At 50.4% G+C, this 16,108-nt stretch carries 13 protein-coding genes; 12 read left to right on the top strand and 1 reads right to left on the bottom strand.

Going from position 1 to position 16,108, the window contains the following annotated elements; all coding sequences use genetic code 11:
• Positions 1-139: 139 nt before the first annotated feature.
• A complete protein-coding gene (locus tag AB7U36_RS06745) occupies positions 140-703 on the bottom strand; it encodes a peptidoglycan endopeptidase (protein ID WP_428159028.1) in 564 nt (187 codons plus the stop codon).
• Between the two features lie 229 nt (positions 704-932).
• Here AB7U36_RS06745 and gabT point away from each other — a divergent pair, with 229 nt between their 5' ends.
• The 12 genes from gabT to AB7U36_RS06685 all read left to right on the top strand — a co-directional run bounded on the left by gabT (position 933) and on the right by AB7U36_RS06685 (position 15,928).
• Positions 933-2,177, top strand: a complete 1,245-nt coding sequence (gene gabT / locus AB7U36_RS06740; protein WP_428159027.1) for a 4-aminobutyrate--2-oxoglutarate transaminase — start codon at positions 933-935, stop codon at positions 2,175-2,177.
• A 14-nt stretch (positions 2,178-2,191) separates the two neighbouring features.
• On the top strand, positions 2,192-3,646 hold the full coding sequence (locus tag AB7U36_RS06735; protein WP_428159026.1) for an NAD-dependent succinate-semialdehyde dehydrogenase: 1,455 nt from the start codon (positions 2,192-2,194) through the stop codon (positions 3,644-3,646).
• A 23-nt stretch (positions 3,647-3,669) separates the two neighbouring features.
• A complete protein-coding gene (locus tag AB7U36_RS06730) occupies positions 3,670-5,805 on the top strand; it encodes a cache domain-containing protein (protein ID WP_428159025.1) in 2,136 nt (711 codons plus the stop codon).
• Positions 5,798-7,228, top strand: a complete 1,431-nt coding sequence (locus tag AB7U36_RS06725) for a sigma-54-dependent transcriptional regulator (protein ID WP_428159024.1) — start codon at positions 5,798-5,800, stop codon at positions 7,226-7,228. The genes AB7U36_RS06730 and AB7U36_RS06725 overlap by 8 nt, the downstream gene beginning before the upstream one ends.
• Positions 7,229-7,604: 376 nt before the next feature.
• Positions 7,605-8,846 (top strand): ABC transporter substrate-binding protein, encoded by a 1,242-nt coding sequence (locus AB7U36_RS06720; RefSeq protein ID WP_428159023.1) that lies wholly within the window; start codon positions 7,605-7,607, stop codon positions 8,844-8,846.
• Between the two features lie 76 nt (positions 8,847-8,922).
• Complete coding sequence (locus AB7U36_RS06715; protein WP_428159022.1) at positions 8,923-9,810, top strand: branched-chain amino acid ABC transporter permease; 888 nt, start codon at positions 8,923-8,925, stop codon at positions 9,808-9,810.
• Positions 9,800-10,906 carry a branched-chain amino acid ABC transporter permease gene (locus AB7U36_RS06710; RefSeq protein ID WP_428159021.1) on the top strand — a complete coding sequence of 369 codons (1,107 nt, stop codon included), beginning with the start codon at positions 9,800-9,802 and terminating at the stop codon, positions 10,904-10,906. The genes AB7U36_RS06715 and AB7U36_RS06710 overlap by 11 nt, the downstream gene beginning before the upstream one ends.
• Entirely contained in the window at positions 10,903-11,628 is a 726-nt protein-coding gene (locus AB7U36_RS06705) for an ABC transporter ATP-binding protein (RefSeq protein ID WP_286818592.1), read from the top strand. Before AB7U36_RS06710 ends, AB7U36_RS06705 begins: the two co-directional genes overlap by 4 nt.
• A complete protein-coding gene (locus tag AB7U36_RS06700; protein ID WP_428159020.1) occupies positions 11,615-12,325 on the top strand; it encodes an ABC transporter ATP-binding protein in 711 nt (236 codons plus the stop codon). Before AB7U36_RS06705 ends, AB7U36_RS06700 begins: the two co-directional genes overlap by 14 nt.
• A 394-nt stretch (positions 12,326-12,719) precedes the next feature.
• The gene (locus AB7U36_RS06695) at positions 12,720-13,046 is read left to right on the top strand and encodes a PilZ domain-containing protein (RefSeq protein ID WP_428159019.1); all 327 of its coding nucleotides are present in this window, start codon (positions 12,720-12,722) and stop codon (positions 13,044-13,046) included.
• Positions 13,047-13,444: 398 nt separating this feature from the next.
• On the top strand, positions 13,445-14,449 hold the full coding sequence (locus AB7U36_RS06690) for a TAXI family TRAP transporter solute-binding subunit (protein WP_428159018.1): 1,005 nt from the start codon (positions 13,445-13,447) through the stop codon (positions 14,447-14,449).
• Between the two features lie 42 nt (positions 14,450-14,491).
• Positions 14,492-15,928: an ExeA family protein gene (locus AB7U36_RS06685; protein ID WP_428159017.1), complete on the top strand. Its 1,437-nt coding sequence runs from the start codon at positions 14,492-14,494 to the stop codon at positions 15,926-15,928.
• Positions 15,929-16,108 lie beyond the last annotated feature (180 nt).

The following is a 16,108-nucleotide window of genomic DNA, read 5'->3' as shown; positions in this document are numbered from 1 at the left end:
TTGTCAAAAAATCCTTGATATTCTTGAGAAAAGATCTGTTTAAGGCGGCTACTGCGCCGCAGAAACTATTTTTTGTTTTTTGTGACAGAAACTGAGGCGTAAGGCACTTAATTTCATGTGCCAGATGTAGGTCAAAGGTTCATTTGCGGCGGGCCGGCATGAGCATCTGTTCATTGATTCTGAAAAAACCTTTCAAGTGCTCCAGCCAGTATGCGTAATAAACTAAATGATCACTGTTGAACGTCGTGACTTCCCCCCTTTTTTTTGATGCATAGATAAAATGCATCCGGCCGCTGGGATCCACCTGGTACACCATGGCGGTAAGATCATTGTTCAGCACAATCAGGTCGCCGTTTTGAACATCATCTGCTTTAATACTGTGGGCGTTGTCTAATAAAAGGTCCATGGGCATCAAGTTCTTGTATACCAGCCCTGCTTTGTTAGCAGCCCCGGCGTAAATGGAGTAGAATAGCCATGAATTATCCGTGCTTCCTGTCTGATTAGGGCGTCCGCCGACTAACACAGGCATACTAATGAACTGTTCTGCAATTGATGGGATAAACTGGCGGAAAAGTACGGCAGGCGTCGAGTCCACTGATGTTTGGATCTCCTCATGCTGTGTCTCTATGACAAGGGAGAGGCTTGCCAGGGTCGGAACAGCCCAGATCAGAACCAGTATCAGGTGTATGGTTGCTCTTCTCATTTTTTTTCCAAATATAGGGGGGTTATATTCCGGGATTTTGAAAATCTGCCAAGATGTTTTTTCACACTACCTGTTATTAAAACCCTTCGTCAAGAAAGAAAGTCGGGTTACGGTCAATACCATGAAAAAAAGTTTTTCGTATGGTTTTGAAGTTAGGCACGAATTGTGCTTTACATGCTGTCGTATTTGTTTTGTGCTCAACCCGACAAACAGTCAGAAAGGATAAAAAATGACTTGTATTGATGAGATTCAGGCGCTTAGAAACCAGGTAATTCCAAACGGTCATGCCTCCGGTACCACCTGCTATGTTGATTCGGCCAAAGGGGCCATTATTACTGATGTTCAAGGCAAACAATATATTGATTTTGCCGGTGGCATTGCCGTGATGAACGTGGGTCACAGTCACCCCAAGGTGGTGGCTGCCATTAAAGCCCAGGCCGAAAAATTCACCCACACCTGCTTTATGGTGAATCCCTATGATGTTGCAGTACGTCTGGCCGATCGGCTGTGTAAGATCACTCCGGGTAGCTTCGATAAAAAAGCCCTTTTCGTTAATTCCGGGGCAGAAGCTGTTGAAAACGCAGTGAAAATCGCCCGTTATTATACCAAAAGACAGGGTGTTGTGGTGTTTGACGGCTCCTACCATGGCCGTACCTATCTCACCATGGCCATGACCAGCAAGGTAAAACCCTATAAATGCGGATTCGGTCCCCTGGCCCCTGAAGTATACCGGGCCCCGTTTGGTGATTTTAAGGGTTTTACCGATTTTTTTATCACCGGCATTAACCCTGAAAATACTGCAGCTGTCGTCATCGAGCCCATCCAGGGGGAAGGCGGGTTTATTGCCCCGCCTGAGGACTTTTTGCCCCAGGTGGCACAGTTCTGTAAAGACTACGGCATTGTTTTTATTGCTGATGAGATCCAGTCCGGCATGGGCCGGTCCGGCAAGATGTTTGCCGTTGAGAATTTTGGTGTGGAGCCGGATTTGATGACCGTGGCCAAAAGTATTGCGGCGGGTATGCCGTTGAGCGCGGTGGTGGGCAGAAAAGAAATCATGGATTCTGTGCATCCCGGCGGTTTAGGCGGCACCTATGGCGCCAACCCCGTGGCCTGTGCCGCCGCCCATGCGGTACTGGATATTTTTGAAGAGGAAAACCTTCTGGAAAAGGCGCAAGCCCTCGGCGAAAAACTTGGCGCAACCTTTGGTGCCTGGACACAGAAATTTAATCATGTGGGTGAGGTCAGAGGCATTGGCGCCATGCGGGGATATACCATTGTCAATGCCGACGGCACCCCTGACGCGGACAGGGCCAAAAAACTGTCGGCGTACTGTTTTGACAACGGTTTGATCACCCTGGTCTGTGGTATTGAAGGTAATGTCATCCGGGTGTTGATGCCCCTGGTCATTGAGGATGATCAACTGCAAAAGGGACTGGATATCATGGAAGCGGGGTTGGTCAGCCTGGCCGGCTAACAAAAGGAGTCAACATGTTAAAATTAAAAAATTTAGATCTCCTTTGCCGACAGTGTTTTATTCAGGGTGAGTGGGTAGACGCGGACAGCGGCAAAACCGTTGACGTCATCAATCCCGCCACAGGTCAGGTTCTTGGTGCGGTTCCTTTTTGCGGTGCAGATGAAACACAACGGGCTATTAATGCGGCCAATGAAAGCCTGGATGCCTGGCGGTCCAAAACAGCCGGGGAACGCTCGGCCATCTTGCGAAAATGGCACGATCTGCTTATGGAAAACCAGGAGGATTTAGCCGTGATCATGACCGCTGAACAGGGCAAACCCCTATCGGAATCCCGGGGAGAGATTTCCTATGCTGCCGGCTTTTTTGAATGGTTTGCCGAAGAGGCCAAACGGGTATACGGGGATGTGATTCCCCAGACCGTGGCCTCACAGCGCCTGGTGGTGATCAAACAGCCTGTGGGGGTGGTGGCTGCCATTACCCCGTGGAATTTCCCCAGTGCCATGATCACCAGAAAGGCTGGCGCAGCGCTGGCCGCCGGTTGCACCATGGTGGTGAAGCCGGCAACCGCTACCCCTTTTTCCGCACTGGCCATTGCAAAACTTGGTCAGCAGGCAGGCGTTCCCAAGGGGGTGTTTAATGTGGTGACCGGTTCATCTTCCGCCATTGGTGGGGAACTTACGTCCAACCCCATTGTCCGTAAATTGACCTTCACCGGCTCCACCGAGATCGGTAAAAAGTTGATGAGGGACTGTGCAGGTACCATGAAGCGACTCTCCATGGAACTGGGCGGAAACGCCCCGTTTATCGTGTTTGACGATGCTGATATTGATGCCGCCGTGGAAGGTGTCATGGCTTCCAAATACCGCAACTCAGGGCAGACATGCGTGTGCACCAACCGGATATATGTCCAGGCCGGCGTGTATGATGAGTTCTGCCGGAAGCTGACAACGGCCGTGGAAGGCCTGAAGGTGGGTAATGGATTTGATGACGGGGTTCAGCAGGGGCCGCTTATTGATATGAGTGCCGTGGAAACCGTGGAAAGCCATATCAAAGATGCCGTAAGCAAGGGCGGTAAAATTCTGACCGGCGGTACACGCCACGCTTTGGGAGGAAGCTTTTTTGCCCCCACCGTTGTTGCGGATGCCACCGATGATATGCGGGTGGCCAAAGAGGAGACCTTCGGTCCCCTGGCCCCGGTTTTCAAGTTTGATACCGAAGAAGAGGTGCTCCGCAAAGCCAATGATACGGAATTTGGTCTGGCCGCCTATTTCTACACCAAAGATCTGGGCAGAACCTGGCGTATCGGCGAAAAGCTGGAATATGGCCTGGTGGGTATTAATACCGGTCTTATTTCCAACCCGGTGGCTCCCTTTGGCGGTGTCAAAGAGTCGGGTAACGGCCGGGAAGGCTCTAAATATGGGCTGGACGACTACCTGGAAATCAAATACATGTGTATGGCAGGTATCTAAGATAACACAGGAATAATCGCCACATGACGCTGAAAATAAACATAATGCTGGTGTCCATACTGGTCGCGATTATTCTTGTGCTGGCGGGTATTACCTATACTTACACCCAGACGATCAGCCGCCACACGGTGGAGAATCACCAGCAGGACCTGACCAAAGAGGCGGCCAAGATGGTCCGGATGTGGCTGGATCACCGGTTTAAGCTCATTAATGCGTTGGCGCGCACCCTGGAAGATCTCTATCTGACGCAAGGGCAGGACCCAAGACCTATTTTGAAAATGACCATGGCGGCCGGGAATTTTTCCGATGTTTACCTGGGGCTTTTTAACGGCACCATGATCGATGGGGCCAACTGGTATGCCCCGGGGGATTATGATCCCCGGACCCGGCCCTGGTACAGGCGGGCCATGGAAGAAAAGAAACTGACGCTAACCCGGCCTTTTATGGACCAGGGCTTCTGGAAGATGGTCATTGCCGTGGTGGTGCCCCTGGTCCATAATAACGAGGCGATAGGGGTTTTGAGCGCCAACATCATCCTTGATACCCTGCAGGCTTCGGTCATGGATTTGCGCATCGGCAAATACGGATACGCCTTTATCATTGACAGCCAGGGCACCATACTGGTTCACCAGAACAAAAGCCTGATGATGACCACCAAAATCCAGGAATCCGATCCCGCCCTTTCAACGTTCGGTTCATATTTTCCCGGACGGGATGCGGGCTCTTTCTCCTACAGGGATCGAATGCTCAGCTTTCATAAACTGACGGATACCGGATGGTACCTTTGCACCAACGTGGATCAGGAAGAGGCCCTGGCTCTGGCCAAAAATACGGGCATGCTCTTTGCCATGGCCATGGTTCTGAAAATTTTAGGCATTTTAGCCCTGCTGTTATTTCTCACCGTAGGCGGGTTCGCCTTGATTCTGTTTATTTCCAAAAACAGGTTTGAGGCCATCGTTTCGGGAAAAGATAAAGATCTTCGAGGGGAAATCATTCGCAGAAAAGAGCTTGAGACCCGCTACCGAACCCTTTTTAATATGGCCACCAATGCCATTATGCTTACAAGAAACGGGATCTATATCGAATGTAATCAAAAAGCATTGAATATGTTTGGGCTTGCCGAAGATAAAATCATCGGCCGGACCATGCAGGATCTCTCCCCCGCCATCCAGATGGACGGCACTGCCACAAAGCTCAAACTCACTCAGCTTGAGCAGTCTCACCCTTCGGGTGGATCCGATGTGCTTAAATGGACATTCAACCGGGCGGATGGTTCGGAGTTCCCGGCTGAGATCGGGATATCCACGTTGAAACTGGACCGGGAAATGGTCAAAGTGTACAGTATATGGGACATTTCAAAACGGGTCAATGCCGAGCAAAGCCTGCGTCAGGCTCAGAAAATGGCAGCCATGGGTGAAATGCTGTCCGCCATTGCCCACCAGTGGCGACAGCCGCTTAATGCCCTGTCCTCATATATCGCCTCCCTGACCCCGGCCTTTTATAACCAGATGATTTCAGCCCCGTTCATTGAAAAACTAGTCCGGGAGGCCGATACCCAGATTCAGTTTATGTCAAGAACCATCAACGATTTCAGGGAATATTTCAGGCCGTCCAAAAATAAACAGACCTTTGAGATGATGGATGCGATACAAAGTGCCGTTAAGTTGGTAGAACCCCAGCTAAGACAGAACAATATCACGCTGGACCTGGATCTGGCCGACGCGGAGGTTACCATGCCCATCCTCGGCTATAAAAATGAATTTGTTCATGTCCTGGTCAACATCATTTCCAACGCCAAGGATGCCATTAACGAACGCCAGGCCAACTCCCCGGATCGAACGGTTCACAAGTTAATCAACCTGGCTGTTTTCAAAAACAGTGATGAGATCTGCCTGGAGATCAGAGATACGGGCTGCGGGATTCCCTCCCATTTGCTGGAAAAGATATTTACGCCCTATTTCACCACCAAGGGAACGGCCACAGGCACGGGCATTGGCCTGTACATGGCTAAAATGATCGTGGAAAAAGAGATGAAAGGTACGATTCATGTAGAAACCCGTTACACAGGAGTCATGTTCAGGATCTGCCTGCCCCTCTCCCCAGGTGAGAACGGATCAGGCGAAAACCCAGCAAAGGACAACAAGGAAAATCATGATTAATTTCAGCCATTCAACGGTTCCGGTGGTTCTGGTGGACGATGAAAGATCAGAACTTGACGCGTATGGTTTTTTGCTCACCTCCATGGGCGTCAACCAGGTGGTTCAGGTCCGGGACAGCCGACGTTTGCCTGCTGTGATGGCCGACCTTGGTGTGTGTGTCCTTTTTCTTGATCTGAATATGCCCCATAAATCGGGCTTTGAGGTATTAAAAGAGCTCCGGATAACCCATCCCCACATTCCCGTGGTAATCATCACGGCTAATTCCGAGATTGAAAGCGCTGTTGAATGTTTAAAGCAAGGCGCCCATGACTATCTGGTCAAGCCCATCAATATGAATACCTTTGCCTGGGCACTGCGAAATGCCCTGGAAATCTGCGCATTGAGAAATGAGGTTTTCACCCTTAAAGGGGTCTCATTTAACCGGAATCTCAAATCTCCGGAACATTTCCAGCGCATCATTACCCAAAATCCTACGATGATCGGGCTTTTCCAATATATTGAATCCATCTCCAGCAGCCGGGAGCCGATCCTGATCCTTGGTGAAACCGGCACCGGCAAGGAGCTGCTTTCACGCGCCATCCATGATGCATCCGGGCTTGACGGCCCTTTTGTCACAGTGGATGTGGCAGGGCTCGATGACAACCTGTTTTCAGACACGCTTTTCGGCCACAGTAAAGGCGCTTACACCGGGGCGGATAAACACAGACAGGGCCTGGTGGAAAAGGCTGCAGGCGGATCCCTGTTTTTAGATGAGATTGGCGATCTTTCCGCCGCTTCCCAGGTCAAGCTGTTACGATTGGTCCAGGAGCGGATTTTCTACCCTTTGGGATCGGACCGTCCCCAGACCTGCCGGGCACGGATCATCTCCGCAACCAATAAATCCCGTAGCGAGCTTGCGGGCGTGGATCACGACCAGTTCCGGTCAGATCTTTTTTTCAGGCTTTCCACCCACCTGATCCAGGTTCCCCCGTTGCGGGAACGCAAAGAGGACATCCCTTTGATTGCTGCCTATTTAAGGGATCAGGCCGCTAAAGCCATGGGCAAACCTGTTGTTGAAACCGGGCAACAGTTTGCAGCCGTTTTGGCAGCCCACCCGTTTCCGGGGAATATCAGGGAGTTGAAAACCTATATCTATGATGCAGTGGCACAAAGCACGGATACAAGCCTTCGTGTTGAGACGATTCTGGACCGTCTGGCAGATGTCTCGACCCTCTCCCAGCCCCAGACACCCAATGCTGCCCCCACCCATACCACTGTTCTGGAGGACTTAATGGGCGAATTTCCCACCCTGGCAGGGCTGAATGAATATGCCATAGACCAGGCCCTGGAACGTACCGATAATAATCAGAGCCAGGCAGCCAGGCTTCTGGGTATCTCCAAACAGGCGTTAAGCAAGCGATTAAAAAAGCGCGAGAAAAGTTGACCCTATGTGTCAATAAAAGTTGACGTAGTCAATTATAGTTGACCCCGAAGTTGACATCATGTCTTTTTTTTCAACTTTGGCTATCAGGGATAGCACTCACCATTTCTTCACAGATTTTGAACTGCTTATTAAGATTATAAAGTAGAATTCTCACTCCTTGTTTTTTTTTACCACGAAGGACACGAAGATATTAACGCTTCGTGTCCTTCGCGACCTTCGTGGTAAATTAAAAGATAAAAATTATTGTTGTCCTGATTTTTCAACAATTCGAGCTTTTGGCACACGCCTTGCTCATGTCTCATTATTACGTTTATGAAACCGCGTGCGAAAAGGTTAATGATTTGTGCACTATTTTAACATTCACAAGGAGGAAGAAATGAAGTTTAATCGTTTTTGGACCGTAACGGCAGCCGCCGGACTTTTAATCAGCGGACTGATTTTTACAGGGCCTGCGACAGCAGGTGAAACAACCATCAAGATCGGCAACATTATCCCTCTATCAGGCCCGTCTGCATCCGTAGGCCAGCAGGGAAAAAATGCAAGGGAGATGGCCGTTGAAGAGATAAATGCAGCAGGCGGCATCAAGTCCCTGGGAGGTGCCAAACTTGAAATGCTCTATGCCGACTCCGAATCCAAGCCGGAAAAAGGCGTTTCCGAAGCTGAACGGCTGATTAACACCGAAAAGGTGAACGTACTCACCGGTTGCTGGAACTCTGCGGTGACCTACCCAACCACAGCGGTTGCTGAACGCTATGGGGTGCCGTTTATCGTGCCGGTATCCGTGTCCGACAAAATCACCGAACAGGGGTTTAAAAACGTATTCCGGATTGCCGCCAAGGACTCCTGGTGGACCCGGGATCAGTTCGCCTTTTTAAAGGATATGCAGGCCGAGTATAATACGCCTGTGAAAAAACTTGCATTTGTTTATGAAAACGGCGACTGGGGAAAAGGCATGGCAGGCCAGTGGAAAAAGCTGGCAGCAGAAAACGGATATGAGGTGGTGCTGGACGAACCCTATCCTTCAACCGCCACCGACCTGAGCCCTGTGGTCCAGAAGATCAGACGCTCCAGGGCAGAGGTGCTTTTACTGGTTTCCAATGCTGCGGACGCTATCTTGCTGACCAACACACTGGCTGAATACAAGGTACGCTTAAAAGCCATTGTGGCCACGGGCGGCGGACATGCTGACCCCTTCTTTATTAAGGCCGTGGGTAAAAACGCCCAGTACCTTTTTGATATTGTGGAGTGGGAAACCGACATCAACAAACCCGGCGCCAAAGAGACCAACGAAAAATACAATGCCAGATACGGCTATAACCTTACCGGAGAGGCGGTGGACGCGTATGTCTCCATGTACGTGATCAAAGATGCCCTGGAACGTGCGGCAAGCTTCGATAAAGAGGCCATCCGCAAGGCCCTGGCTGAAACCAACCTCACCTCAGGTCCCGGCATGATCGTGGGTTATGATGCGGTTCAGTTCGACAGCAGCGGTCAGAACTCCCACGCATCTCCGGTGATTGTGCAGATTAATGATGTCGGCAACGGCCTCGAAAGAATTACCGTATGGCCCAAAAGTGCCAGACGCGCGGGATACACCCCAGTTTTTCCCAAACCATAAACCTGCCCATCCCAATGCCCCGCTTTGAAACGGTCAACATCTTTTCAAAGCGGGACATAAGCGTCCGGAGAAAAAAATGATCTATTTAATTGAAGATACAATCAACGGCATCCTGATGGGATCGATTTACGGGCTGACCGCCCTTGGCTTGACCATCATTTTCGGAGTGCTCAAGGTGGTCAACTTTGCCCACGGTACCCTTTTGATGGTCAGCATGTACGCCGCCTACTGGACTGTCACCCTGTCAGGGTTTCATCCCTACCTTGCCCTGATTATAGTTGTTCCGGTGATGTATGTCTTTGGATACTACCTGCAGGATATTGTGATAAAGCCTATTTTCAAGGCGGAAAAGAATGTCCGGGAACCCAGTACGGTGATTATCGTCACCACCGGGGTGTGGTATGTGCTGGACAACCTGACCCTGATGATTTTTGGACCCCAGTACCGTTCTCTTCCGGATAACTCGCTTCAGGGAAAAATGATAGAGCTCGGGGATATATTTATCTCCGTTCCCAAATTGTGGGGGGCCGTTACCGCTGTGGCAACCGCCTATGCCGTTTACTACTTTTTTCAAAAAACACGGACAGGGCGTGCCATCAGGGCATGCAGCCTTGACCGCGATGCGGCCAGTCTGTCCGGCATTAACCAGTATAAAATATACAACATGGCCTTTGGTCTCGGCACGGCCGTGACCGGTATTGCCGCCGTCACCCTGGTTCCCTTCTACAACACCTTCCCTTCCGTGGGGGTTTTGTTTGATATCAAAGGGTTTATTATTGTGGTGCTAGGCGGGTTAGGCTCCATTCCCGGAGCCATCATCGGCGGGATCATTGTCGGGGTCATCGAATCCGTGGGCCCCCAGTTCATGACCGCCACATGGACTGAGGCCATTGTATACGGTCTGTTTCTTCTGGTCCTTTTTGTTAAACCCTCAGGATTGTTCGGAGTAAAATATGACTGGTAAACCCATGACAGGCACAGGGGAGAACAGCGCCCTTTACGAGACTGATGCCGCCTTTCTTGACAGGTCTGCTTTGGCCCGGCAGGTGGTCAAGGACACCATCAACAAGGTACTGCTCGGGGCGGTGGTGATCCTGGTGCTGGCATTGCCCGCTCTCATCAGCAGTCCCACCTGGCTGCATATCATTGTTTTGATATTTTTTTACGCCTATCTGACCACCTCCTGGAACATGGTGGGCGGATTTGCAGGCGTGCTGCCTTTGGGGCATGCCGTATTTTTGGGCATCGGCGCATATACCTCAACAGTGCTTTCCCTCCAGTACGGGATCAGTCCATGGCTCGGCATGTTCATCGGCGGTCTTTTAGCGGTTGCCGCCGGCATGGTTATCGGGCTGCCCACCTTAAAGATGCGCGGGGCCTACTTTGCCCTGGCAACCATCGCTTTTGCCGAAGGCTTGCGCGTTATGGTTGAGAACATAGAATACCTGGGACCGTTCAAACTTAATGGTCCCCGGGGCTTGCAGATTCCGCCCTTGAATATTGGTTGGGCCAATTTTATGTTTTCATCCAAGGTTCCGTATTACTACATTATCTTGGGGCTGCTGCTGATTATTCTCTTGTTGACCTGGGCGGTTTCCAGGTCCAAGCTTGGATATTACCTGACCGCCGGCGGAGAGGAGCCGGAAGCGGCCCAGGCTTTAGGCGTCAATGTTTCCCGGGCCAAGGTGATTGCCATGGCGTTAAGCTGCTTTTTTACAGCCCTGGCCGGTACATTCTATGCCCAGTTCTCCTTGTTTATTCACCCCAAAAGTACGATTTCCCTTGATATTTCCTTTGAGATTGCCTTTATCGCTTTGATCGGCGGCAGAGGTTCCATTGCAGGGCCGGTTTTAGGCGCACTGCTGCTTCGGCCGGTCAGTGATCTGTCAAGAATTTACTTTGGAGATATTTTGCCGGGCATGCATCTGGTGATATACGGCGTTGTACTCATTCTTGTGATGATCTATCAACCCCGGGGACTGCAGGAACCCTTGACCCGGATATACGACAGGGTTGTAAACCGTATGGCCGATGGCTTTATCAAAGGAGGGGATAAATGAGTCTTCTTGAATTAAAGGATGTGACCAAACAGTTTGGAGGCCTTACAGCGGTGGACAGCTTGAGTCTGTCCATGAAAAAAGGCGAAATTCTGGGACTCATTGGTCCCAATGGTGCCGGAAAATCCACGGCATTTAACTGCATTGCAGGGGTGTTTCCCCCCACAAAAGGCAAGGTGGTTTTTGACGGGCAGGTGATCAATGGTCAAAAGCCCTGGGATCTGTGCAAAAAGGGACTGGCTCGCACATTTCAGATCGTGAAGCCCTTTGCGTCCAAAAGCGTACTTTATAATGTTACGGTGGGGGCCTTTGCCACGACCTCCAGCAGGGCCGAAGCCGAGGCAAAGGCCATCCAGGTGCTGCAACTGCTCAATTTTGACGATAAAAAGGATGCCAAATCATCGGATCTGACCATCGCCGACAGAAAACGCCTGGAGATCGCCAGGGCCCTGGCCACAGAGCCGCGACTGCTCCTTTTGGATGAGGTAATGGCAGGCTTGCGGCCGGCGGAGGTGGATGAAATGGTTGAAATTATAAGGTTTTTGCGTGAGCAGGGCATTACCATTCTGGTGATTGAGCATATCATGCGGGCCATTATGGCGTTATCCGACCGTATTGTCGTCATCCATTTCGGGAAAAAAATTGCACAAGGGACGCCCAAAGCGGTGGCGTCCGACGAAAATGTGATCAAAGCATATCTGGGAGATGAATATGGGGTTTCTTGAGGTAAATAATATTGATGTCAGCTATGGGGATGTCCAGGTCCTTTTTGATCTGTCCATGCACATTCAAGAGGGTGAAGTGGTCTCCATTATCGGCGGAAACGGTGCCGGGAAATCAACCTTGCTTCGCACCATCTCAGGGCTGATGAAACCGTCTTCCGGCCAAATCAGCTTTAAGGGCCGTTCCATGCATATCCTTCCCCCCGAAGAGATTGTCAACCACGGCATTGTCCATGTCCCGGAGGGGCGCAGGCTTTTCTCCCTGATGACCATAAAAGACAACCTCATTCTGGGGGCCTATAATAAGGAAGCCGATAAGTACAAAGAACAAACCATGGCCCAGGTATATGAGATGCTGCCAAGGCTCAAAGAGCGCGAAAATCAGACCGCCCTGACCATGTCCGGCGGGGAGCAGCAGATGGTGGCCATTGGTCGTGGGCTTATGGCCAGGCCCAAAATTCTGATGCTGGATGAACCCTCCCTTGGACTGGCCCCTGTTTTGGTTAAGAGCATTTTTGAGACCATCCGGAAAATCGCCGACCAGGGCACCACCGTTCTTCTGGTTGAACAGGATGTAAACCATTCATTGCGCCTGTCAGACCGGGGCTATGTGCTGGAACACGGCAGAGTTGCCCTGGAGGGCAAGGCCGATGAACTTTTAGGTAATCCCCACATTAAAGAGGCCTATCTGGGGATTTAGCCGTCAATTTTTTTCAGGCCCCCTTTTTGGGGGCTTTCTGAAGCCACCCGCGCTGCTCTATTAAATCAATACGCTTCATTATATTGAAAAACAATCGCCCCATACGCAGGCGATGCGCTTGGTAAAACAGCCAAAGGCGTACGAGCGGCAGAAAAGTATATCTCACCAGCCTGCCTTTATTCAAGATAAAAATATTCAATGTACTTTAGCAACCTCTCCTGATATAATTTTTTGCAATCCTGATTTTCTGAATTTTCTATAGCTGGTAATAATTCAATATAACAGCCATGGGCTCACCTGACATATCAACTGTCGGGCATACATAGCCCACAACAAAGTTTGAAAGATCTGAGCAACTTATCCAGACTTTATTATAAATAAAAGGAGATTAACAATGAGCCATTATTCCGAACAACGTAAATATATACGTGTGGAATCTAACAACCCTGCCTATGTTTACAGATACGAAGACCAGGGTCTGTACTACAATGCAAGCATGTGCAATTACAGCAGCGGAGGCAATTATCTGGCTTCGGACGAAAAAATGGATATCGGCCAGCAGGTTTATATCAGGATAAAAAATTACGACCAGGCCTCAAAAGGCCCTGAAAAATACGAAAACTATACAGGTTATGTTAAATGGTCCACGGATCTGGGCACCTCACACCCGGGAGGCCGCTATGGGTACGGCATTGAATATGCGGAGCCCGTATATTATTAGTCGGTAGCTCCGGCCGCAGATTTTTTCTATTTCCCTGCGGCCGGGGGATTGTTAGCAAATTTTCGCACACTTTTTTACTCCATTTTCCCCGGCGGATAGGGGAATTATTTAGAAAATTCATACATCTTTTTCACAATTTTTCGTCAATTATATGAGGTCATTCAATTATTCCTTGTTAATATGGTATTGCTCCTTGACTTTGTGCCTCAATTTGGTAAACCATTATCGAAAAGAAAAAGTATCCGACGCTATTTTTTATAAAAAGATACCGGTAAGCCCGGGGTGTCACTTTCCACTTTCGTTGTGGGCCACGTTGCAGTCAAAAAAACAAATTGGCCCGTGCCCGCTATACCGGCCGACGGAAGGACATAGTCTGACATAATTTTTATCTGGCCCCGATGCCGGTACAATTTATGGGGGACATTATGATTCGCAAACTCATTCTGGTATTGGGTATCCTGATCTGGACAACCATGTGCGGCACAGCATCTGCAGGGGAGCTGGGAATAATCACCGGCGGCGCAAAAGGTACGTACTTCCAATTCGGCCTGAATCTGAAGGAATTAGGCAAAAAATTCGGATATAACATCCAGGTATACAACTCCCGGGGATCGGTGGAAAATGTATATGCCGTGTACAAGCGCCCCAAGACCGAGATGGGTATTGTCCAGTCCGATGTACTGGCATTTGTACTCAAGGTGCAATCCAACAAGGTCCTAAAGAGTATTGCAAGAAAGACTAAAATGGTTTTCCCCTTGTACAACGAAGAGGTCCATCTGCTGGGTAAAACCGAAGTTGCGTCGTTTGATGACTTGGAAAACAGGCGGGTGGCCGTGGACAAGGAAGGTTCGGGCACCTATCTCACTGCCAAGCTCCTTTTTGAGATTTCGGGTATCAAACCGGCCCAAACCCTGGCCGTGGGCACGGATGATGCCCTGTCCATGCTCAAGGCCGGCACCATTGACGCCATGTTCTACGTGGCCGGATTCCCCGTAGCCCTTTTTTCCGAGCAGGTTACGGTCGGGGATGGTTTGCACATCGTGCCCATAGGCAACAAAAGCATTACCGAATTCTACCCTGTTGCCCAGATTCCGGCCGGCACCTATCCATGGCAGAGCCAATCCGTATCCACCGTTGCGGTGAAGGCTGTTCTGGTCTCCTTTGATTTCAGGGGGAGCAACTGCGATTCCGTGGGAGAATTTGCCAACATTGTTTACGATAACCTGGAGTGGCTCAAACAAAACGGTCATCCGAAATGGAAAAGTGTAGACCTGGACTATCCCCTCAAAGGATGGGATCAGTATGACTGCGTTAAAAAACATCGCAGAGGCGGCAATCCCAGAGAAACGGGTCAGCCTATGGAAGAGAACCCTTTGCTGGATGCCATTAAAGAGATGCTCTAAATCTGGCCTATCGGAACCGGGACCGACCAAGGGAGGCACACCATGTATTGCACCCATTTCAACCTGAAAAAAAAACCTTTCCAGCTCAGTTCGGATAACAGCTTTCTGTGGTTGGGCAACACCCACGCCAGGGCTTTAGACCTTCTCAACCGCGGTATTGAAGGGCCTGAGGGATTGCTGATCCTCACCGGAGACATCGGTACGGGCAAGACCACCCTGATCCATGAACTGTGCCATTGCCTGCCCCAAGAGACCGCAGTGGCCCATATCACAGATCCGAGCATTGAACTCCACTATCTGTTTCTTTCCATTGCCCGGGCCCTGGGATTTGATGAGCTTTATAGGGAAGGTGAAGAATTTGGCCCGGTACTGTCGGCTTTTTTAAACCGCCTCCACCAGGCTGGAAAAAAATGCCTGATCATTATTGACGAGGCACACCTGATTCCGGAGCGATTCCTGGCCCTGCTCCCCTCCTGGGCGAAATTTGCGCCGGATAATACCCTTACTATCATCCTTGCCGGTCAACTGGAACTCCACCAAGTCATGGAAAAAAAACTGGGTCCTTCATGGGAAAAGCAGGTGGATGTCCATGCCATGCTTTCTCCCCTGGAAGAAAAACAGACCCGGGACTATATCCACCGGCGCCTTGAGTTGGCCGGTGCAACACACAGGATTTTCACCCCCGAAGCTGTCCGGGAAGTACATGGGTATACCAAAGGCATTCCCCGGCGCATCAACATCGCCTGCGACCAGGCCATGATCGCCGCCTATTCAAAAGATATGCAAACCATTGACGCCCAGACCTTTCAGGATGCCGTGGGTATTTTGAAACTTCCCCAGGTACCGGTGCCTGTCTCCCCGCCGGCGCCGTTACCTACAACGCTTTTGGCCGGCCTAAAGTCCCGGTGGCCGGTAAGGCCACTGCCCTCCTTGGCAGCAGCCGTTTTCCTGGCTGTTATCGCCTATACTTTTTACCCCCGGATACTTTCCGTTCCGGATCAAATACAGCATCCCCAAATCAAAACACCGGCAACACAAAAGAGCTCCGTTTTTGTGCCGACCATGACCGTTCCGCCTCCTTCAGCCACGGAAACCCAAGGGGATCTGTCCGAGGCAGCATCTGGGCTGGAAGCGTTTCAGGCAGAACACCTGATTCCGTCTCTGGAACCCAGCCAAGTACCACCAGGACCCTCTGAACAAACCGCTGCCGAATCCGACGGGAGCGCCGATATGGATAAATTTATCAGAGAGGTCTTCATTATTGACAAGGCCGATTCTATGGTCCGGGCTCTGGATCCGTCCCCCCGGCTATCGGCCCATAAAGCACCGGCACCTGAAACACCTGCACCTATCCCTGCCGAGGCCCCGGCATCCCGCTACAGAAACACTGAACCTGTGCATGACCCCACGCCGACAACATCCCCCCAGCCAGACCCGGATGCTGTCATTGACTGGCTTATAAGAAAAAAATCCAGCTGATTGCCTCTATGTATTCAAACGTGCACCTTTATCTTGACATAAGCCGTATCTCACTGGTATTAAAAGAGTTTTTTTATTAACTCCAAACGGTTCAGGAAGTCTGGCAATGGCATATAAGATAGCGGTGAACGGATATGGACGGATCGGGCGTTGCGTCGTGCGCGCCCTTTACGAGTCCAA

The organism is Desulfobacter sp., from assembly GCF_050177295.1.
Note: the sequence above shows the minus strand (reverse complement) of the source record. Positions and strands in the feature narration are given on the sequence as shown.